This is a genomic window from Candidatus Leptofilum sp. (assembly GCF_965223525.1).
Lineage (GTDB): Bacteria > Chloroflexota > Anaerolineae > Promineifilales > Promineifilaceae > Leptofilum.
Window position 1 is genome coordinate 876,891 of record NZ_OZ245005.1, and the last position, 21,163, is coordinate 898,053.

A 21,163-nucleotide genomic window follows, 5' to 3' on the forward strand; every position below is an offset into this window, starting at 1 on the left:
GAGACCTGTCAGGTTTTGTAAACCTGACAGGTCTGATGATTACAAAATTGTGGCTTGCATCCACTCCCAAGTTTTAGCCAAACCATCTTTCATTGGCACTTTCGGCTGCCAGCCCAGCACCGTCTCGGCATGCTGAGTGTCTAGCAACACGCGGGGTGCATCAAAATCGCGGGCAGATTGGTACTCCACCTTCGCTTTGCGCCCGACCGTTTCTTCTGCCAAAGCGATGAGTTGATTTAGCGACACTTCTTCTGCTCCGCCGAGGTTGAAGATGCGCTGGTTGTTCAAGGATTGTGTACCAGCCAAAATCAAAGCATCTACCAAATCAGAGATGTAAAAGTAATCGCGAGTGACGCTGCCGTCCCCCCAAATGGTGAGGGGCAGTCCTTTGGCTACGCGATACAAAAATACGGCAACTGCCCCCTGCCGCGCCAGAGGATTTTGGTACGGGCCATACGGTACAGACGGCCGTACCACCGCAAAATCCAGGTCGTGCAAATGGTTGAACATCTGCAAATATTTCTCGACGGCGAGCTTGCTAACGCCGTAGGCGGTGATGGGGTTGTTGGGATGATCTTCGGCGATGGGAATGGTTTGGGTACGGCCGTACACCGTCCCGCCCGATGACGTAAAAAGTAACCGCCCCACCCCGGCTGCCCGGCACGCCTCAATCAGATGAATGGTTGGCACCAAATTGGCCTGCACATCTGCCGCTGGATCGCGGTTGGCAACTTCATGAATGGCCGTCGTTGTCCACAGCAAATGAAACACCACATCCTGCCCTGCCACCACATCTTCCAAGAGCGATTCTTGGGTCAGATCGCCCCGAAAAAAACGCACTGCATCTGGCATTTTGCTGTAGCGCGGCTGTTCATACTTGTGCAGCACCGTCACGTCCCAGCCACTGTCTACTAGCTTCTGCACGAGATGTGCGCCAATGAAGCCATTGCCGCCCACAACCAAAGCACGGCTCACGCCACACCTGCCTGTTTAGGCAAAAACGCCGCCATCTTCTCTACGATGTTCTCCGCGTACGACTCGATGCTGGGTAAGTCACTGCCTGCTTGCAGTTGGGCAATGAGGTCTGGCTGATCAATAAGCCGCTGCATTTCAGACCGCAGCGCGGCAACATCTTCGCGGGAGAAGAGTAGGCCATTGCGATTGTGTTCCACAATGCCGCTGACGCCGCCAATGTCGCTGGCAAGCACCGGCGTTTTGGATTGCAGCGCATCTAGCAATATGAGCGGGCTATTTTCATGCCAGGTGGAGGGCAGCAAGAAAATGTCGGCATTGGCAAAGGCGCGGGCTAGCTCCGTAGGCGGAATCAGCCCGGCAAAATGGACGTTGGGGTTCGCGTCCATCATCTGCTGCAAGTTGGCAAAGTAGTCATCATGGCCGTCTGGCGCACCATAAACAGTGAGCGTCGCCCCGTTGGGATTGGGCAGGCTGTTGAATGCTTCCAGTACCAGATGCAAACCTTTGTATGGCTGCAATCGCCCCAAAAACATGAAGCGCACCTGGTCAGCTTCGGTTTTGGGCGTAATGGCTAGCGGATTATCAACATCCACCCCAAACGGCAAAAAGTGAACTTGCTGAGATGCAAAGCCATTTTCAATGAACGTTTTTTCGGTAAAGCGCGTGGGCACGAGGACAAGATCAATTTGTTGGCGGAGCGGCCGTATCCTGTCCAATCTTTTCTTCATCACAAAGGCATGGTTGAGAAACGGCCGTACCAACCCTAGTGGATGCGGCAAACCAGCATTTTTCTCTGCCCAATTCACCACCGTTTGCTCTGGCAACTTCTCCATCACCGACCCCATCATCTTACCCAACGAACGATGCGAAATGAAACAGGAAGCACAAGTCTGCACCGATTCACCCACTTCGCAAGTGCGGTTATCCCAACGCATGAAGGTTCCCCAGCGGCACACCGGCACAAAATCAGTGGCTACGTGAGCCACAGGAATCTCCAGCGACTTGGCCGCTTCCACCGTCGCCAGCGTCAGCATGTAAAAGTTGAGGATGATGACAAAATCAGGCTTTTCTTCCGCCAAAATCTGTCGGGTGACCCGTCCCATTTCCGGATTATACACCGTGTCGAACGTCTCTTTGGATAGGGAATCAAAATTGAAGAATATGCGATGAACGGCCGTACCATCATGATGCTCATCTGGCTCAACAACAATTTGCTCGCCCTCGCCAGACGAATCAAACGCCAAATAAACAACCTCATGCCCCAGGCGCAACAGCCCCCGCCCCAAACGATCCGTGTACACATCCACCCCGCCAATCAGCGGCGGCTTCATCTTGTGGGTTAACAGTGCAATCTTCATACGTTACTCAAGCTACCATACCGGTAATTGGGCAATTACTAATTACCAATTCAAGCTGCATGCTGCGACATTTTTTCATACAGTGCCTCGCACGCCTTGAAGATAGCCGGGCGCAGCGGCGGCGGATCGTTTTTATTGATCGATTTGGCGTGCACGCCCTCCACCATCTCCTCCTCAAATTCAGCCTCCAAAAAGGCAATCACCTTCTCAAACTGCTGTCGAGGCTCCGTAACCAACGTCTCGTAACGAATCAAAATCGTGCGCGGGTCGTCGTGAAGTCCTAAATCATAATAAAGTCGGTTGTAGAAGAGCCAATAAAGCGCAGCACCTTCTTCCGGCGAGAGATTATCTGACCACAAAGCCCGCACGACCTCCTTGCTGGCTTCTGGCGGCGGGCACACATCAAACTCGGCAAAATCTTCGTGCGTCCACCCTTTCACATGATTTATTCGGTTATAGGTGCCAAACAACTTCAGTGAAGAGTTAATAACATCGGTGTAATGTCGAAAGGCGAATATCGCCTTTGAACCGGGGAAATGATCGAGCAGTTCCATCGTCTGCACGGTATCTAAAATTGGCTTGAACAGCGTAAAAGGGGCATTGCTCTCATCTACTAAATTCTCTACCACACTGTAATCCCGCAATCTGTATTCATCAAACGCGGCGGGATGATCTTCATTGTACAGCTTGATTTGCCACGATTTATCTAACTGCCAAATGAACATAGACGTGCCAGAACGGCCGCATCCCACCAAAAAGATAGGCACAGAATTCCTTTCTGGGTTGAACCGCCGACGTTGCCGGTCTTTTTTCATCTCATGTTGTTTTGCCAACAGCCGCTTTTGAACCGACCGAATTTTTTCTCGCATTGTTGAATTGCCTCCTGCTCGTCAGGAATTTTATCTGTTTCGCAGCCGATAAAAGCGAAAACCAAACACGCCGCCTATTAACAGCAACGTAGGCAAGACACCCAACCAAATACCCAAACCAGCGTTCGGTGGCGCCTCAGGCATGGCCAAATCAGTGCCAGCAAACGGGGGCGGCGTAGACGTGGGCGTTACGTCTGCCGCAGGTGTGGCCGTGGCTTCTGGCGTGGGCGTGGGCGTGGGCATGGCCAAAGGCGCAATTTCAGGTGCATCGTCCAGCTTCCGCCAAATGACGTAGAGAGGTCCCGTTGCCTCATCGGTAAACGTAACCACCAAAATATTGCCGTTAATTGTGCCTGCCCGAACCGAGTGAGCATGGTAACGCCCTTCACGTCCCTCTTCCGGGCTGCGAGATATGACATAGGCCATCTGTGGCTCCGTCCAACCAGCTTCTGGATTAGCAGGATCCCAAGTGGTGTGATACACGCCCTGCGGCCAACGAATCTGACCAAAGAAATGGACGCGCCCCAAGCTGTCGTAGGCAAAGCCATCCCCAAGCGCCTGGCCTTGTAAATTGCCCATCACGCGCTCGGTTTCGCTCCAAGTAACACCCCGATCTAACGAGTAGCGGTGTTCACGCTGAGTCACATTGTTGCCTGCGTAAACCATGTGCACCGTATCACCAGACACCGCCAGCCCAGGATAGGGTTGCCGCAGCTCGTCAACTGAATCGTCAGCACGATCCACCGAAAATGGGGAAGACCAGGTTACACCACCATCAAAAGAGTTTACGTAACGAACCCACTCGCCCAACGGGCTAGACAGATCGGTCGCCGCGTAATACCAGGAAGCATGCAAACCATCCTTATCATCTACCAGGAACTTAAGCACGTTCGGTGTGTCATAGGTGGGAATATCGGGATCGATCCAAACGGTGGTAAGCCAGGTTTCCCCAAAATCCGCAGAGCGTGTGTAATAAACGCCTGGTTCTTGCCCATAGAAGTTGATGAACATTAGGTGAAGTACGTTTTTGCTGTCTACGATGAGCTTCATACGATAAGCAGGAAAGCCAAAAGATGTAGGCCGTTCCCAAACCCGTGCTGAGTAGGCTTCCAGAGCTGGCGCATTTGTGTAATAGATAGGCCCCGTATTGCCTTCTGACCAAGCTAAGTGCAACGTGCCATCTTGCCCCAGGGCGGCTGCAAATGTCACCACATCAATATCTGGAGCAGAGGCGTAAACATCATTGGGTTGCGACCAGGCGACGCCATCGAAGGTGGCGTATTGAATGGAGGTGACACCGTCTTCGGGGTTGGTTTCTGTCCAGAAGACGTGGAGAAAGCCGTGCGGGTCAGAAATGATTTCCGTTTCGCTGGTTTCAAAGATGCCGGGGGTGGAAAGCAGGCGAGGAACAGTCCAGAGGAGCGATTCGTCCTGCGCCTGGGTGGGCACGGCCGTTCCCCACAAAATGCCCATCATCACAATCAACAATAAAATCGAGGTTAGCTTTTTCATCACACAAATACCACTTTACTCAATGAAGAGTTCGGCTGCCCGAACCCAATCCACATACAAATACAATGTGCTGGCTGCCAAAAGTAATGACAGCAGCACCCCTCGCGTCGTTTGCAGAGAAAGCCTGCCTTTGGGAATGTGCTGCAAACCGAGTGCAGCGATTAGAGCCAAAGCCGGGAACGAGGGTAAAAAGTAGCGGTGGTCGGGTAAGGTGAGTGACAACGGTAGCCACACGCTAAACATCCAAATTAAAAGAATCCAGTCAGCTTTTTGCCGACGATTTAACACGACGATGCCGCCCAACGCAAACAGGGGCAAGTTGTAAACCCCTAGCCCAGAAGGAAGGCGGTTGGTCATTGTTTCAAAGAGGACGTTACGGCCGTATTCATTTGTCAACACCAATCCAGCATATTCCCAAACGGTGGCTAGCTGCCGCTGCAGCACATCTAGCTGATTGGCAAAAAGCAGCCAGCCTGCCAAAAACAGTACGCCGATGAGGCCCATCACGCCAAAGTAGCGTACCGCCTGCCCAAATGATTGCTGCACCACCATGATGCCAAACGCTAGGGGCAGTACAAAAACCATCGTGTATTTAGAGAGCAACCCCGCGCCAATGGCCAAACCTACCAGCAGCAGGCGGCCAATCGTGGGTTTTTCTGCCAATCTTAAGGTGAGCAGCACCGTGAGCGTAAAAAAGAAGGTGAGCGGCGTTTCAACCATCGCCGCTGCGCCCAAGCGAAACACCAACGGGAAGCTAAACAACAGCAGCGTACCCAGCAACGCCGTGCGGCGGTCAAATAAGCGGCGACCGATCAGGTAGGTGAGCCAGCCAGTTCCCAGGGCAAACAGGACAGTCATCGTGCGCCCGGCAAGTTGGGACGTGCCTAGCACATTCATCCCCAAGCCATATAGTATTGGCACCAATGGTGGGTGCTGCTTGCCCAGCCAGGGGCGGCGATCATAGTTTTCAAAGAGCGCGCCGATGCCTTCATTGGCAACGGCCGTTGCTGCCCGCAAATTTCCCTCTTCATCAAACGTCCACACTCGCTGCTGTGCCGCAAAAATGAAGAGAACCACACCAATGAACAGCCCAAGCAACAATAAAATGCGTGTCTCGTTCTGGACAATGCGGCCGTTTTCCAGAGGCAACCAACCAAAGAAACGATCCGGCAGAAGCAGAACTGCTGCCCCAATGACGATTGTCGAAATAGTGAGTGGCAGCAGCTTGTGGGTGGCAGCCGTTGCCCGGGTTAGCCAAATCACAGCCAGCCAGCCCAACTCCAGCACAACCATCAGCAGCAGCAGATTGCGTGCTGAGAGCCAGCGCATCTGCAACGGAAACGGCCGTTCCGCTTGCGACGTTTGGGTAGACGGTACAATCCCAGACATAGCAGCTACCGACCCCTAAGAGCAGCCTCGTATACCTGCTCCAATCGTTCAATTTGGCGCGCCCAGGCGTGCTCTTTTTCCGCTTCCTGCTGGGCATTTTGCCCCAGCCGCGTGCGTTCCGCCTCGTTTTGCAATAGGTGCAAACAGGCGTCGGCCAAATCGGCCACTGCGCCAGGGGCTACCAGCAAACCATTTTCATTGTGCCGAATCACATTTTTAATCTGCCCCGCACTGGAGGCCACAATTGCCTTACCAGCCGCCATGTACTCATACAGCTTCAGCGGGGAGAACCACATCTCCTGGGGCAGCTTGGGGTAAGGCACAGTCACCACGTCCGCTACCGCCAGCAGTTCAGGAATCTTAGCATGGGGCAAAAATCCGGTGATGGTCACATATTTTTCCAGATTCAAGCGGTAAATATTATCTTCGACAAACGGCCGTGCCGGGCCATCACCTACTAACAGCAAACGCACCTGCGGCAGCACATTTTTTAACACCGCTACGGCTTCTAGCAGCTTATCCAGCCCATGCCACATCTGGAAGCCACCCACAAACATGATGGTTGGGGCATCCCCCAAACCAAATTCTGTCCGAACTTGCCGCGTGTCCACTGGCTGCTGAAAATGAGCCACATTCACGCCATTGGGAATGATCTTAATTTTTTCAGCAGGTACACTCCAATTCTTAACCAGATTTGCCTTCGTTGGCTCAGAAACCGTCACTATTTGGCTGGCCAATTCATAACTTTTACTGGCCGCCCAAGTTGCTGCTTTGCGTCGGGTGCCGGTAATTGGTTCGCCCATCACGTCGGCTTCCAGTAGCAGATCGGCGTCTACCGTCAACACCAGCGGTGTGTTGGTTTTTTGGCTGGCATAGGCCGCGCCGACGCTTAGCAGCCCGGCATATTCATGGCAAATTTGGTAATTGGGCAAGGCACGGACACAGGCTTCGTAAAAGCGGCGGGAGTCGAAGCCGGCCAGGTACGGAAGCTTCAATGCGCTGTGCAGCCGTCGTAAACCGCCCTCAATGAGTTGATACGGCCGTTTGCCGCTCACACCTAACTTCACCTGCCGCTGCTGGCTCAAATCTGCTACATTAGGGTACGCTACCACATCACGCCCCTGCAAATTCAGCAACTCCACCTGATGACCGCGCTCCTCCAGACCCTGTATGGTTTGGCGGATGAGCATCATTTGCCCCACCTCGGCAGCCAAATCCACGCCTACATTTTGCAGCACGTAGGCTACGCGCAAACCAGTTGGGGAAGATGCACCTGCACTGAGCGGAGTCGAAGCGGCCGTTCCAGCCTCGGTCATTTTTGTTAGAGTAGTCATCAAATCATTAAAAACAAGAGACTGGAAACCGGAGATACTTTGGTCTCCAATCTCCAGTCTCAGAAATCACTAAATAATTTTAACGCGCTTTAGGAAACTGCTTCCTGTGCCATCTCAATGACGTTCCGCTTGTCCTGTACGCTTGCCGCAGCAATTCTTGGTACAAACATGCCGCTGCTTTCCTCATGTCCCAAGCTAATGCCAGACACCTGAATCCAGCGTGAGTTGCCCCAAGCCAGCGCCACACCATCAATGGGCCCCAGCAGCGAAACGTTCAGCACGTAGCCGCCCGTCGCCAATTGCAATTCATCCATCTTGAGCGAAATAACACCTTCACCTTCTAAATCATCCAGCTTCAAGCCGTAATCGGCCGTGCGAATCATGGCAGCGGTGGCTCCATCGGCGCGGGTGATGCGTACTACCAAATTGGGGTCTTTGATTGGCTTGTTTGTTTTGTAATGTACGCGAATTTCGGCTCCATCGTTATATTTAAAATCTTCTGTCGAACCGCTATTTAAGTTGTGAACCGCAATTTCCTGAATGGAGACATCCTGTGAATGACCAGCAATCTTGCCCCGCATGGCAGTTGCCGGTGTGCCACCCGCTTTAATTTGCTGCTCAATGAGCCAATTCTCATAATTGTTTAGCACTTCATCTACATCGCCCTGCTGCTGCACCACGCCCTTCAACAAGAAGACCGCTTTATCGCAAACGCTACGCACCAAATAGAGGTTATGTGCCACAAAAACAATCGTCGTGCCGATGGCCTGTAGCTCCTCAATGCGGCGGGCGCACTTTTGGCGGAATTGGGCATCACCCACGGCCAACACTTCGTCCACTAGCAGCACGTCTGGCTCCACATGTGCCGCCACCGAAAAACCAAGCCGCACATACATCCCGGATGAGTACCGCTTCACGGGCGTGTCAATGAAGCGATCGATGCCAGAAAAATCAACAATTTGATCAAATCGTTTGTCAATGTCCTCTTTTTTCATACCGAGGATGGCGCCATTGAGGTAAACGTTCTCCCGTCCGGTCAAATCTGGGTGAAAACCGGCCCCTAACTCAATGAGCGCGGAGATACGGCCGTTAATATGCACCTTCCCCGCTGACGGAAACGTAATTTTAGACAGCAGCTTTAGCGAAGTCGTTTTGCCAGACCCGTTCGGCCCCACCAAACCCAACGCAGAGCCAGGTTTAATGGCAAAGCTCACATCCTTCAATGCCCACAAAATCTGGCTTGCCGGAACAGCTCTATTTCTTTTAAACGGTTTCGTTATGAGGCGCTTGATACTGGTTTGCCCAGTACCTAGTTCATACCGTTTTGATACATTTTCAAATCGTACAGCAGGTTTCATCCATGCCTCCTACAAAGAACTGCCAATGTTTGGCAGTAGTCATCATTGGTGTAGTAAAGATATACGATTTCTAGATTGCAACTCATCTTAATTTCCTAAAGTTCAGTATTGGTAGCAATTAAATGAGATCGTTAAACAATACTTCCAGGCGCTTAAAAATAATGTACGCCACAATAAACAAAATGACGGAAACGGCCGCAGCAATGCCCAAATCACTATAATTCGGCGGCACACCCTCCAAAATCACATCCCGATAAGATTCCACAATGCCCACCATCGGATTCAGTGCATACAGAGTACGATACTGCGGCATATTTTCTTCAACCAGGGTAATTGGGTAAATAATTGGCGTGGCATACATCCACAATTGCAGCCCCAACGGCACCACAAACCGCACGTCCCGGTAAAAAACGGTTAGCGCCGAGCCAATTAAAATAATGCCCAACATCAAGAAAATCTGAATTACCAAGAACACTGGAATCCACAAGAAATGAATCGTGATCGGCACCTGGTAATAAATCATCAGCAGCACAAAAATGCTGGAAGCGATCAGAAAATCAAACAGCGCTGCACCAATAACACCCAGCGGCAGAACCTCACGCGGGAAGTACGTTTTGGTTACCAAATTCATGTTGTTGATGAGTGAATTCACACCGAAGCTAATTGAAGTGGCAAAAAGCGTCCACGGCAGCAGCGCGGTGTAAGAAAAGATAGGATATGGTTGATCCGTTGGAATCCGCGCAATCTGGGAAAACACGAATGTAAACATCAGCATCAGCGCCAGCGGCTGCAACACAGCCCAGGTCGCACCCAATAGCGACTGCTTGTAGCGCACCCGAATCTCACGGAAGGCCCACATGCCTATAAGTTCACGAAATTGGAATAAGTTTTGTACGTGTGCAATCATCGAAAATATTCCTCAGGTTACAATTTAATTTGGTAACTCATGTGGGTGCTTTTCACCCTCACCCCAACCCTCTCCCTCAAGGGAGAGGGAGCTGTGTCCCCTCCCCCTGCGGGGGAGGGCTAGGGAGGGGGCTAAATTACTCATCCCGGTAAGGTGCATTTTCAGCGAAAATTTTGTCTTTTAACGCCATTGTCAGATCGTCTGCCAACCCTTTTTCGCTTTCATAAATATTGTTTAACTCTTCTGGATCGTCTTTTAAGTTATACAATTCGTACTTGTCGTCGTCTGTATACCCAAAGTAACGAATCAGCTTCACATCATCCTGGTACATGGCCACGGTTGCCTCAGTAAGTGCAGCATATTTTGGGTTACTCTTGGCCTCAACAGCATACACAAACCGATCTTCAGGTGCTTCTGCGCCACCAAAGGTGGGCAGCACGGCTCCTTCGCACCAATCTGGCACGGGTTGACCGGTAAGCTGCATAAGCGTGGGCAGAATGTCTGCAGCGGTGGTGCGCTGGAAAACATCCTCGCGGCTTTGCTGCCCTGGTTTGTGAATGACCAGCGGTAAATGATTCAATCCTTCATAAAGCGTCAGTGTTACGTGGCCACGAATGCCGCGCTCAAAAAGTTCGCCGTGATCGCTGGTGAGAATAATGTAGGTGTTGTCGAACACGCCTTGCTGTTCCAGGTTATCCATCAAACGGCCGAATTCAGCATCGGTAAAAGCAATAAACTCATCATACAGGCGTCGTTCTCGGTTCAGGGCAGCCTGCGGCATATGTTGAGAGCCAAACAGCTTCGGCTTTTCGGTTGGCTGCCAGCCATCGGTGAAAATATCAATGAACTCGGCGCGAGGGGTGTACGGCTCGTGCGGCGGCAACAGATGGAAATAGCCCATGAATGGCTGGGGCATCGTCACTACTTGCTCTTCAATCCAATCAATGGCGTCTTCCAGCAAGAAGGAAAGGGTATGCAAATTGGGAACGCCGCGCGGGTAAAGTGCCGCCAACTCTTGTTCAAAGCCGCGCGTTTCAGCAAAGTTGGCAAATCGATCCAGCAAGGAAAGGAACAGTGCCCCAGGTGGCGTTGCGCCGCCTTGCAGGGCCGTTGTTTCCGCCCAAAATGCGTGCGTGTAATCATCGAAAAAGAGGCGGTCAGAAAATTGCCCATCAGACAAACAAAGCTCGCGAGTCTTTTTGAACAGGTCTAAATCGCCCCGGAACTGGTGCAGCAACGACATCACCAGCAAATTGTGAGTGTAAGCCACCGTGTGGTAGCTGTCTGGCATTTGCGAGAAGATATTTTTCTGCACAAATTCGTCGTGTACCAAGCCATGTAGCTGAATGGCACGGTGCGTCCAGGGGTAAGTGCCTGTCATCAAAGTGCTGGTGCCGGGTGAGGTGAAGTTGCCGCCGGACACATGCTTGTGAAATACGGTAGATTTTTCGGCAAAGCGGGCCATGTGGGGCGTGGTTTCCCGGTTGTAGCCATACAGGGACATGTGCTGCGCCGTGAGCGTGTCGAAGACCAGGAACAGGATATTGGGTTGGTCACTGCTTTGTGCCGGATTGATTTTGTTGCTTACGGCCGTTTCCACTACAGGCCAGGCAACTCTAAAAAATGGGACGGTAGGCAGCAGCTTCAAAAAAGTGCGGCGATTCATTTTCGTCACAGGGTAACCTCAAATTAAAAGTTGCGAATCAGCACGTTGATTAGGCTGAGAAAATCAATAAACAAGTAAAGTCCGGCCAAAGGTGCAGCACGCTGCATAAAGCTATCTACCAGGGCTTCTGCTTTGGGATTGCGTAAAATTTGGAAGTAAGCAACGCCCATGACCAACAGGTAGCTTGCCGCCCAAAGCGCCAGCGGCACCATTTGGCGCATCTCCAGCCATTTTGGAAACGAATGGAAGATCATAAACCAAACGGCCGTTATCAACGCCACCGCACTCCCCAATGCGGCAAACTTTTCGCGGAAAAATCGGTAAGGCACAATAAGTGCCAACACCAACACCCCCAGGAAAAGCACAATCGCATCGGGCAAGGCAAATCCCATTATGTAAGAGAATGATCCGAGCAGTTCGCTCGTGTTCATCCGCTTTATCCAGGCAGGATATTCACGCAAAAAGTCCACAAGTGCCCAAAAATGGGTGGGAAAAACAGCCGCTGCAAACACAATCCACAACGTGGCGCGGTTCACACCCCGCTTCACGGCTGCTGTTTTCATTGGTTCGGCCTGGGGTACGGCCGTTTCTGGAGTTACATTAGAGGTAGCCAAGGCTCTTTAACCTTTCTTCAATCACTTCATCAGATTCCGTACCGCTAGAGGTTGGCGGTGGCGCTGAACCGCTAGCATCTGGCTTGGAGCCGATGGTTAACATGGGAATATCTCGGTAAGAAGGGCTGGGGAAATTGCCCAGGCCATGACTACAAAACAGCACGCCTGGCACCACATTGGGGTCAATGCAGTGGTCGGCTCCCCAATGATCATTGTTTGTCTCGATGGCGTCTTCTTCCCAACCGCCCAGCCCCGTTTGGGACGAGGCGCGAAAGCCAGAGGCAAAGCCCACCATCACGTCTGGCCCGTAAGAAGAGAGCGGCCCGTCAAATACGTCTTTGTTGCGCCAAACTTTGTTGACAACTTTCTGGCCGTTGGGGGCTTCCCATTGCAAAAGCTCATCGCACATTTTGTTCAGCAGATTTTCCTGCTCACCAGCCTGGACGATGCCTTTGCCTTCGCGGCCGTTCAAATTCAGATATAGGCTGTTCAGGCCAATGCCGTAAGCATGGGTTTGGTTCCAATCTACATCGCTGAAGTTACCTTTGGTAACGGCCGTTTTCGCCGTCAAATATCCATGCTCTTGCAGCCAGCGGTTCAAGTGTGCTTTCTGACCAAACTCAGTAAAACCATGATCAGAAATGATGACCAATTTCGTCATATCTTTAATGCCCTTGGCAGCCAGCTTTTGCTCCACCCGACCCACCAGCGCATCCATTTTTATATACCATTCGTCAATCAAATCCGGCCGATCCCGCCAGAACATATGCTGCATCCGATCCAGCGTGTCAAACACACAGCCCAACACACCTTCCTTGAAGGAATCCAAATGGTGCATCAGCACCCGTTCCCGCATCGCCACAATAGACTCACACAGGCGGATGAAATGATCATCTTCAATAAAGCCGTCTTCCAGCGCGGTAGTGTCCTGCGGCCAGCCAACCGTCAGGAATGGGCCAGCATTCTTCCAGGAATCCCGCACAAAATTGGTTGGGGTACCATAGTGCCAGGCAGAGCGCAGTGGATGAATTTGCAGCGGCAAAGCGTAAATGCTCAATTCATCCCCCACCTGGGTCAAAATCAGTTGGGTAATGCTGGGCAGTGAAACCAAAAAGCCAATTTTGAACTTAAGCTCCAAAATGGGGCTCCATTCGCCCAAACGCAGCTCAAGCCGATGCTTTTCCAGCGTTACCTGCACCGTGTCGCTGCCAATCTGCTCCACAAGCAACTCATGGGTAGCCGGTGCGACGCCCCCTTTTGCCTTACGCATTGGCCCAGCCACCACAGATTTGTACTTCTTGTTCCCTACTTTTTCTAGAATGGCGACCGGGGTTTTACGGCCGTTTGCCTGTGCCAAACCCCTATCTGTGGTGAAAAGCGTTCCCACGCCCAAACGCCCTAGCAAATCGGGCGTACCCAAACCAGGCAGAGACCGTACTGGTGACCGCATCCGCGCTGGAAACAAAGCAGGCCACCACAAAGCCGTCGCCGGATACCCCTGTGCCACAGCCTGGTCAAAAATCGTCTTGGCTGAAAATGGTTCTGCAAATTGCACCCCACCAAAGCCACTCTTGGTTGGCAGCAGAGAAACATTCAAAGCATAATTTTCAGGATTGCGATGGACAAAATCGAACATACCATGTCCGCCGGGGTTTAGCCCGGTGGCAATACTGGTCCAGGAAACTTCACTCTGGGGCGGATTTGACACCGTAAAGCGAGCGTACGCATCTACATCCACATACCGCGCCAGGTTCGGCACCCGACCCTCTTCGTACAGACGTTCAAAACGTCTTGGTTCAAAGGCATCTAAGCCAATAATGACTACACGCATAATAATCTTTAAGGTTTTTTAATTGCTAAATTGGTGGCAGCGGTGAGAAGCAGTGGTGAAAAACCATTGAGGAACGAACCACATGCTTACCGAAATAGCCAGATGTCTTGGTAATACTTTTGTGCCTTTCGGCAAGCACGACCGCAAACGGTTGTTTGCGCTGTTACAAACTGCTGCCACCTATAATAGTCGGCGGCAACAGAATGGGTTCTCATTAAGGAACTGAGTTCTCTTGAGGAGCTTCTTGAGTTACAACTTCCTGAGCAACTGGCTCATTGCTTTCTGCTCGGCGGTTACGGGTAATTCGATTGAAGAACAGCTTAATGCGATTGGCAAAGAAGAACCATACGCCGGTCAACATGCCCAACACAACAATCAAAGCCTGAGCCAGCATACCGCCCGTGTTCGGGTCAATGTAGGCTGGTGGAGCGGCAAATACAGAAGTAACCCCAACTAGAGCAAATAATGATGTAAACAATCCGGCAACAATGATACGTTTCATGAGTTGTAACTCCTTTCTTTCTAACTAAACAGCTAATTGGCAAATTTCAGGATGTACCATATTCACATCCCCCAGCCAACAGTTATTGGCCTTGATGGTACGGGTTTGATGGTACTGTTGCTCTCTTAAGATGCACCTTACTTGGCACGGGTAATTCGCCAACCAATCGTGAAAATAATGGCAACCAACAGGAGGGCAACGACAACCCCCACAATGATGCCGCCAGAGCTACCGCCCAGTGGGCCGGTGTTTTGTACCGGTGCCAGCGTTGCCGTTGGTGTTGGTGAGGGTGGCGGAACCGGTGTTTCTGTCGGGAGCACTTCTGGCGTTGGCGTAATGGTGGGTAACGGCGTCCGCGTCATCTCTGGATCATCCACCTGCCATTGGCGGCTGATGTAGAATAATTCGTCTGTCAATGTGGCTTCATCGCCAATGAGGCTACCGTACATAACGGCAATTTGGCCGTCAGGGGCAGCAATGGCCGATATCGCATCTGCGTTTACGGCCGTATCCTGCAATTCGCGCCGTTCACCACCAATCCAGCGGTCGCCAGTCCAAATCCATTCCTGCAGAACCAGTTGACCCGCGTTGGTTTCGGCTAGCTGCACCACGATTGGATTCTCGTTGTGATCCGCAATGAGCGCGGTAGGGCCAGAAATCAAGCCAGGGTCTACAATGCGCCCAGCCGGCCCCCAGGTAATGCCACCATCCTCAGAAAATTGATGCCAGATGACGGGACGGCCGTCAATCAATCCAGTCCAGGTTCTGTGCACAAAACGTTCCTGCACACCCAGCAACGCACTCCCCAACAGCGGCTCTTCTGCCACAATCTCTGGCTCAGACCAGGTTTGTCCGTTGTCCTCAGAGCGTGCATAGGCCAGGGCCACAGCCTGCATCTCCGGTAGCTGCGTCCAGCGCGTCCAAAGCAAATGGAGCGTGCCGTCCAGCGTGCGGCTCAATGCCGCCGGGCCTATCAAGTCCCACTCAGCTTCAATGCCGTCAAACACAGTGATTGCATCAGACCAGCTATCACCATCATCTTCTGAGCGCGTTAGGTAAATGCCACGGTCTTCATTTAACGGGATTGTGTACGCTACGTAAATGGTACTTTCGCCGTCCGAGGCAATGCTGGGCCAGGTTGCAGATTCGCGGGGGGCGGGCAACAGCTGCGGCGAAATCCATTCCGTCACAGAAGCAGCCCGGTCAGCCAGGGCGCGGCTAAAGTAAACGCCGTTAGGCTGGTTGCCTGCCCAGGCCACAAAAAGACTACCCTGATTATCGGATGCCAGTGCCGGAAAATCTGCCTGGCTGCCGCTTGGCGAGCGCAACACAGGTCTGGGAGCAGACCATTGCCCAGCGTCAAAGCGAGAGTAAAAAATCTCGTTGCCGGGAATGTTCAACGGGTTTGTGATGCGGCTCGTCTCTACTGGGTTTTGCGACTGGCTCCAGAAGGCGTGCATTCGCTCATCGGAGCCAATGACAATGTCTGGCTGTAGCATTTGCACTTCGGCCGTTGCTACGGCAATGGGTTGGCTCCAAACAGAAGTAGGTACAAAGCGCGAAGACCAATTTTCTATGGTTCCTAGCGGACGAGAAATGAGCCAAATATCATCATCGTTGCTGCTGCCACAGCCAACCACAACCAGCCGATTCTCAGGGGTCACATCGGTTTGGTAGCACTCAAAGCGAACGTTGCGAAAGGTAACCGGGTCGGTAAAAGTACCCATTGGGCCTTGCAAAATTGGTCGGCTCCACTGGTCGCCATCCTGCGCCTGCATGTACACATTGTCATCCAGGGTAGTGATGAGAAACAGTAAGCCATTAGTGCCCTGCACAAAACGGCCGCCTGCTGGGCAATCCAATTCATCAATGTGAACCGCCTGCACGTCCCCCCACGCCTGACCATTGTCGTCCGACTGCTGGACGTACTGAGTACATTGCTCTGCTGCATGGCTGGCTCGCCAAGTAAGATTAACATTGTCGTCGTTTGTATATACATTAATTTGGGCTGGACCCTGTGAATCCACAGGGTCTTCCTCTAGCCGCTGATCAACTGCACGAGGTTCTTCCCAAGTAGCTCCGTTGTCAGTGGAGCGGGTTACAAATACGGTATCTAAGTCTCGGTTATCCCAAACGAGAATGACGTTTTCACCATTAGCCATTGAAACGTGGAAATTAGCCTCACCTGGGGTGATGGTGCGATAATAATCTGACGCATAAATGTTAACTGGGAATGACCAAACGGCCCCGCCATCATCCGAGAACCGGTAAACGATACCAGCCGCTACCGTCTCAGTGGTTCTGGTGGTGAGGTAAAGCATGTGGAGACGGCCGTTTGCCCCCGCAATGATCTCATACCGAAACACATTGCGAGAGATGAGCTGCGGACCAACCCACCCTGCTGCTCCCGCCGCCACATCTGCCACACCCGCCCGGCTGTAAAAAAGTTCATCGTCTTCATTTACCCAAAGCGCGTGTGCCACATCTTGGGGATCTACGAAAACAGATGGGGTAAAAAAGCCCTCAAACCCATCTTCACCAACCGCGCCAAAAGGCGGTTCACTAAACGGAAAACGAGGGGCGACTGGGTCTGCCCACGTCTGCCCGTCACCAGATGTATAAAAAATGCCAGAGAATTCATCACGCCAAAATAGATGGTACGTATCGCTGCTATCCTGCGATAAAGAGGGGTCTGAAGCAGCACCACTCCCAGAAATGTTAAGCGGGTCACTCCAGATGCGCTCGTCTTCAGACTGAGCCAGAACGGTTAACCCACTAACCACCAAAAGTGCCAACACCAAGACAAATAGAAACAGACGATACATTAAAGGGTTTGAGAATTTATTCATGATAATCAAAGAATGTGTGGCAGTGTCTTGGCGGGGGTAGTAAGATGGCTTAAATGGCTCCGGCACTGCGATCAATAACGATACAGCAAACGCGCTGCGCTTCACCTAGCAAATCACACAAAGGTATCAAAATAAGCGACTCAGCTTTGTAGTGATTTGCTCAAGTAAAAGCAGGAGAACTGTTTCTGCTTATTTTCAAGAACTTTCCTGCTTTTACACAGAAGCACAACGCGCCAGTAGAAACAAAATAGTGGCATTGGCCAGTTATAAGTTATAACCACCACTGGCTTGCCAACGATAAAATTCCCTCCCCGCCCTGGCTTACAAGCGCCTGGCGGGGAGATTCATTGTTAAAGGGTAAGGTGCAGCAAATAATTTAGAACAGCGTGTAGATGAATGGTGCCAGACCAGACGCTTGGCCAAAAATAACCAGCAAGCCAAACACGAGCAAAAGGGTAACCATTGGAATGAGCCACCAACGTTTATTTGCCCAGAAAAAGCCCATTAACTCTCCAACTACACCTACATTGGATGACATGCTTCGCAGGAATTTTTTCATGATTTATTTCTCCTAAAAGTCTCTTTTGCCAAAAGCTAATTATCGGCGTTCACAAAGGTTTCGTCTACAAATTGATACAACAATTCAGATGTTAGATCGTGTCCCAGCGCGTTCATATGAAAATCGCGCTCAAAATAGTAAGGTCCGTTCCCAGCTACTGCTTCATCACGAAAATCTGGCAACATATCTAGGTAGGGAATACCTGCTTCGTCCAGGAAAGTTGTCAAGCGGTCATTGGGGACGTTGCAATACCATTCGGCATCACCGTCTGGCGGCACAATTTGTGGTGCCGCCGGGATGATCATGACTGCCAACTCAGCGCCATTGGCTTTCACTTCTTGTTCCAGTTCCAAAATGAGCGCTTCGGTTACGTTCCAGGCGTTTTCGATGATGGGCAGGGCGTCTGGGTCGCAAATGTCTGGGCGGCGAGGGGGTGTTTGGGATACGGCCGTTTCCGAACCCTCACTATTTCCCTCACCATCTGCAGCTGTAGCTGCATCGTCAGCTACCTGCGTTGCCCCACGACCACCACCAAAAAGGCGAACGATAGGCTGCATCCAGCCGGGAATCTCGCCTCGTAGTGCTAACGTTTGAGCCACGAAGCGAGGCAATTGGAAATTTTTCTTTAAAAAGGTGCCAACCCGTGTCCCAAACGTGGACGTATCCTCAACTGGAAAGTTTTGCAGTTCCAGTTCACCATCATCATTTAGCGTAAAGTATGGTTTGGCACTTTGCCCACCATAGCGCAGCTCCAGCGTGGGATGGTTATTGTATACATCATTAGCCAGATACATATTTAGGAAAACAATATCTGGATCGTATTTTTCGCCCTCAAGCCGATAAAAAAGCAGCTCATTATCAGTGCCATACGCATTTACACCCGCGTTAATCACTTCCCAGTCGCCTGCATTATCGTTCAATTCGGCTTCAAGCTGCTTTACAAACGTTTCTTCTAACTCAACCTGCATGGCCGCCGTGGTCGAATCGCCAAGCATAAGTATGCGCCTGGCACCAGACTCATTCTCGTAAGGAATTTCATGGTCGCGCAGCCCCTGGCTGTTAATCGTCACGCGAATCTCACACTCACCGTAACAAGATTCCCAGCCGCTGGCCTCGGGAATGTTAACCCAGCCTAGTTCAGCATCTGGTTGCCAAAACAGCCCCGTTCCTAACTTGAAAATTCGGGCTGCCCCTTCTAGCAAAGCGAGGGTAAACAGCAAACTAAAAAGCATTAGCGCCAAATTTTGCAACAACTTCCGCATTATAAATCCTTCACGAATGTATTTTCAGGCTTTTTTATCGTGCGATTCTTGTTTTGATCCTTACGAACAATGAAGCCATCCATGTAGAGCGTATCTATATCACTCTGGGTGAAAGTGTTTAGTGCGTTGGTTGGTGTGGTAACAATGGGCTCGCCGCGTAGGTTAAAGCTGGTATTCAGCAAAACCGGTACGCCAGTGGCTTCGCCAAACAGTTCGATGGCACGATAGTAGAGCGGATTCCACTCACGACGGACGGTTTGAATACGGCCGCTTCCCTCATGGTCCACCGCCTGAATTTTATGCCCCTGCCCTGGCTGGGTGCGGCAAACGGCCAGCATGTACCGGTAGGGATATGTCTTCTTGTGGTCATCCAAATCTTGCCAAAACTCTGGTGCGCGGTCTTCCAAGACAACTGGCGCAAAGGGCCGGAACGGTTCGCGGAACTTGATGCGTTCATTAACGATGCCCTTCATTTCTGCGCCGCGCGGGTCGGCCATGATAGAACGGTTGCCCAATGCGCGTGGCCCCCACTCAAAGCGGCCCTGGTACAAACCAATGACGCGCTTGGCGAGCATGTCATCTACCATGCGCTCGGCTACCTTGTCGGTATCACCAACATATTCGTAACTATAACCATAATCTTCAATGGCAGCTTTATGTTCGTCGTGGGAGTAGGATTTGCCCCAGTAGGCAGATTCCATAAAGAATTTGCGTGGCTTGCCCAGCAAAACGTGATAGGCGTACAAGGCTGCGCCCAGCGCGCCACCTGCGTCACCGGCAGCAGGCTGGATGTAGACGCTTTCGAACGGACCTTCGCGCATGATACGGCCGTTTGCCACCGAGTTCAGCGCCACACCACCCGCAATACACAGGTTCTTCAGCCCCGTCTGCTTGTAAGCGTGAGCCACCATCTTCAGCATGGCATCTTCGGTTACACGCTGGATGCTAGCGGCGATGTCGGCGTAATATTGATTTTGTTCGGCCGTTTTTTGGTTCCACTGCGGATGGTCTTTGTTGGGGTGGGTTGTCGGCGTGTAGAAAATGGAATCGTGCACGCGCGGCTCACCGAACAGATCAATAAATTTGTTGCTAAACGTCCGCTTGGTGGATTTGTGGAAGGTAAAGTAATCCATATTGAGGCGGAAGCTGGCATCATCGCCGATGTTGAATACTTTGTACACATCGTCCATGCGGTTGGGCTTGCCGTAAGGGGACATGCCCATCACTTTGTATTCACCGTTGTTTACGCGGAAGCCCAAAAAGGCGGTAAAGGCTGAATAAAGCAACCCGATGGAGTGCGGGAACTTCATCTCCTGGAACAGCTCGATGCTGTTGCTGCTTTGGCTACCGGGCGTACCGTCTGGGGTTTGTTCCCAAATAGCAGAGGCTTTGCCCAGCGTCGTGGTTGTCCATTCCCCCACGCCATCTACTGTGAGAACGGCCGCTTCTTCGTACGGTGAGCAGAAAAAGGCGCTGGCCGCATGACTCAGGTGATGCTCTACAAACAGCAGCTTCTCATCTGGAATATCTAGTTTGGTGAGCAATTCGCCCTTAATCCACAGCTTCTCATTAAACCAAGCCACCATGGACTCACGGAAAACTGGATACGATTGCGGGAAGGTTTGCAGCGTGGTCATCAAAATTCGCTCAAACTTTTGCAGCGGTTTTTCATAAAAAACCACATAATCTAAATCTTGAGCAGTAATGCCAGCTTCCTCCAGGCAAAAGGCAATTGCGTGGGTAGGATAGCCAAAATCATGCTTTTTGCGAGAAAATCGCTCTTCTTCAGAAGCAGCAATCAGTTCACCATCTTTCAAAATGGCAGCAGCCGAATCGTGATAGTAGCAAGATACGCCTAAAATATACATTTACCAAAGCCTCCGTGCGTCGTCCAGGGTTAAATCTCTTGTTTTGCGTTCTAACCAGGAGGGAGTTAAATCCTTCATATCCAGCTGATCGCTGAACAGGGTAACAATTAAACCAAACGGTAAAAAGATGGTGAAGTAGAAGAGCGTCAGCACAATGCGCGCCACCAAATCTCCTAAAAAGTAACCAAATTTTTTCCATGCTGCCCAGAACCTACTTAATGCTTCCTTCATAATTTTCCCTCACACAGTTTAAGGATTGAGATTTCAATTTGAATGTGCTGATAGCAATTTGGGGAGTTGTGCCGGTTGA

17 protein-coding genes are annotated in these 21,163 nt (G+C 51.4%); all 17 read right to left on the bottom strand.

Features of this window, described 5'->3' with window-relative positions:
- Positions 1–39: 39 nt before the first annotated feature.
- The 17 genes from ACOQPM_RS20840 to ACOQPM_RS20920 all read right to left on the bottom strand — a co-directional run bounded on the left by ACOQPM_RS20840 (position 40) and on the right by ACOQPM_RS20920 (position 21,084).
- Positions 40–975: an NAD-dependent epimerase/dehydratase family protein gene (locus tag ACOQPM_RS20840; RefSeq protein WP_420632183.1), complete on the bottom strand. Its 936-nt coding sequence runs from the start codon at positions 973–975 to the stop codon at positions 40–42.
- Entirely contained in the window at positions 972–2,333 is a 1,362-nt protein-coding gene (locus ACOQPM_RS20845) for a glycosyltransferase (protein ID WP_420632184.1), read from the bottom strand. The genes ACOQPM_RS20840 and ACOQPM_RS20845 overlap by 4 nt, the downstream gene beginning before the upstream one ends.
- Positions 2,334–2,383: 50 nt before the next feature.
- A complete protein-coding gene (locus ACOQPM_RS20850; RefSeq protein WP_420632185.1) occupies positions 2,384–3,202 on the bottom strand; it encodes a sulfotransferase domain-containing protein in 819 nt (272 codons plus the stop codon).
- Positions 3,203–3,232: 30 nt separating this feature from the next.
- Complete coding sequence (locus tag ACOQPM_RS20855) at positions 3,233–4,714, bottom strand: sialidase family protein (RefSeq protein ID WP_420632186.1); 1,482 nt, start codon at positions 4,712–4,714, stop codon at positions 3,233–3,235.
- A 15-nt stretch (positions 4,715–4,729) separates the two neighbouring features.
- On the bottom strand, positions 4,730–6,103 hold the full coding sequence (locus tag ACOQPM_RS20860; protein WP_420632187.1) for an ArnT family glycosyltransferase: 1,374 nt from the start codon (positions 6,101–6,103) through the stop codon (positions 4,730–4,732).
- Between the two features lie 5 nt (positions 6,104–6,108).
- Positions 6,109–7,437, bottom strand: a complete 1,329-nt coding sequence (locus ACOQPM_RS20865) for a glycosyltransferase family 4 protein (protein ID WP_420632188.1) — start codon at positions 7,435–7,437, stop codon at positions 6,109–6,111.
- 89 nt (positions 7,438–7,526) lie between these two features.
- Positions 7,527–8,795 carry an ABC transporter ATP-binding protein gene (locus ACOQPM_RS20870; RefSeq protein ID WP_420632189.1) on the bottom strand — a complete coding sequence of 423 codons (1,269 nt, stop codon included), beginning with the start codon at positions 8,793–8,795 and terminating at the stop codon, positions 7,527–7,529.
- A 118-nt stretch (positions 8,796–8,913) separates the two neighbouring features.
- Positions 8,914–9,702: an ABC transporter permease gene (locus ACOQPM_RS20875; protein WP_420632190.1), complete on the bottom strand. Its 789-nt coding sequence runs from the start codon at positions 9,700–9,702 to the stop codon at positions 8,914–8,916.
- Positions 9,703–9,838: 136 nt separating this feature from the next.
- Positions 9,839–11,368, bottom strand: a complete 1,530-nt coding sequence (locus tag ACOQPM_RS20880; RefSeq protein WP_420632404.1) for a sulfatase — start codon at positions 11,366–11,368, stop codon at positions 9,839–9,841.
- Between the two features lie 23 nt (positions 11,369–11,391).
- On the bottom strand, positions 11,392–11,982 hold the full coding sequence (locus tag ACOQPM_RS20885; protein WP_420632191.1) for a hypothetical protein: 591 nt from the start codon (positions 11,980–11,982) through the stop codon (positions 11,392–11,394).
- Positions 11,969–13,813 (bottom strand): alkaline phosphatase family protein, encoded by a 1,845-nt coding sequence (locus ACOQPM_RS20890; RefSeq protein ID WP_420632192.1) that lies wholly within the window; start codon positions 13,811–13,813, stop codon positions 11,969–11,971. Before ACOQPM_RS20890 ends, ACOQPM_RS20885 begins: the two co-directional genes overlap by 14 nt.
- Positions 13,814–14,027: 214 nt before the next feature.
- The gene (locus ACOQPM_RS20895; protein WP_420632193.1) at positions 14,028–14,315 is read right to left on the bottom strand and encodes a hypothetical protein; all 288 of its coding nucleotides are present in this window, start codon (positions 14,313–14,315) and stop codon (positions 14,028–14,030) included.
- 137 nt (positions 14,316–14,452) lie between these two features.
- On the bottom strand, positions 14,453–17,164 hold the full coding sequence (locus tag ACOQPM_RS20900) for a sialidase family protein (RefSeq protein WP_420632194.1): 2,712 nt from the start codon (positions 17,162–17,164) through the stop codon (positions 14,453–14,455).
- Between the two features lie 376 nt (positions 17,165–17,540).
- A complete protein-coding gene (locus ACOQPM_RS20905; RefSeq protein ID WP_420632195.1) occupies positions 17,541–17,723 on the bottom strand; it encodes a DUF5989 family protein in 183 nt (60 codons plus the stop codon).
- Positions 17,724–17,758: 35 nt separating this feature from the next.
- On the bottom strand, positions 17,759–18,985 hold the full coding sequence (locus ACOQPM_RS20910; protein ID WP_420632196.1) for a hypothetical protein: 1,227 nt from the start codon (positions 18,983–18,985) through the stop codon (positions 17,759–17,761).
- Positions 18,985–20,853, bottom strand: coding sequence for a carbamoyltransferase (locus ACOQPM_RS20915; protein ID WP_420632197.1), 1,869 nt, complete (start codon positions 20,851–20,853; stop codon positions 18,985–18,987). Before ACOQPM_RS20915 ends, ACOQPM_RS20910 begins: the two co-directional genes overlap by 1 nt.
- Positions 20,854–21,084 carry a hypothetical protein gene (locus ACOQPM_RS20920; RefSeq protein WP_420632198.1) on the bottom strand — a complete coding sequence of 77 codons (231 nt, stop codon included), beginning with the start codon at positions 21,082–21,084 and terminating at the stop codon, positions 20,854–20,856.
- Positions 21,085–21,163: the final 79 nt, after the last annotated feature.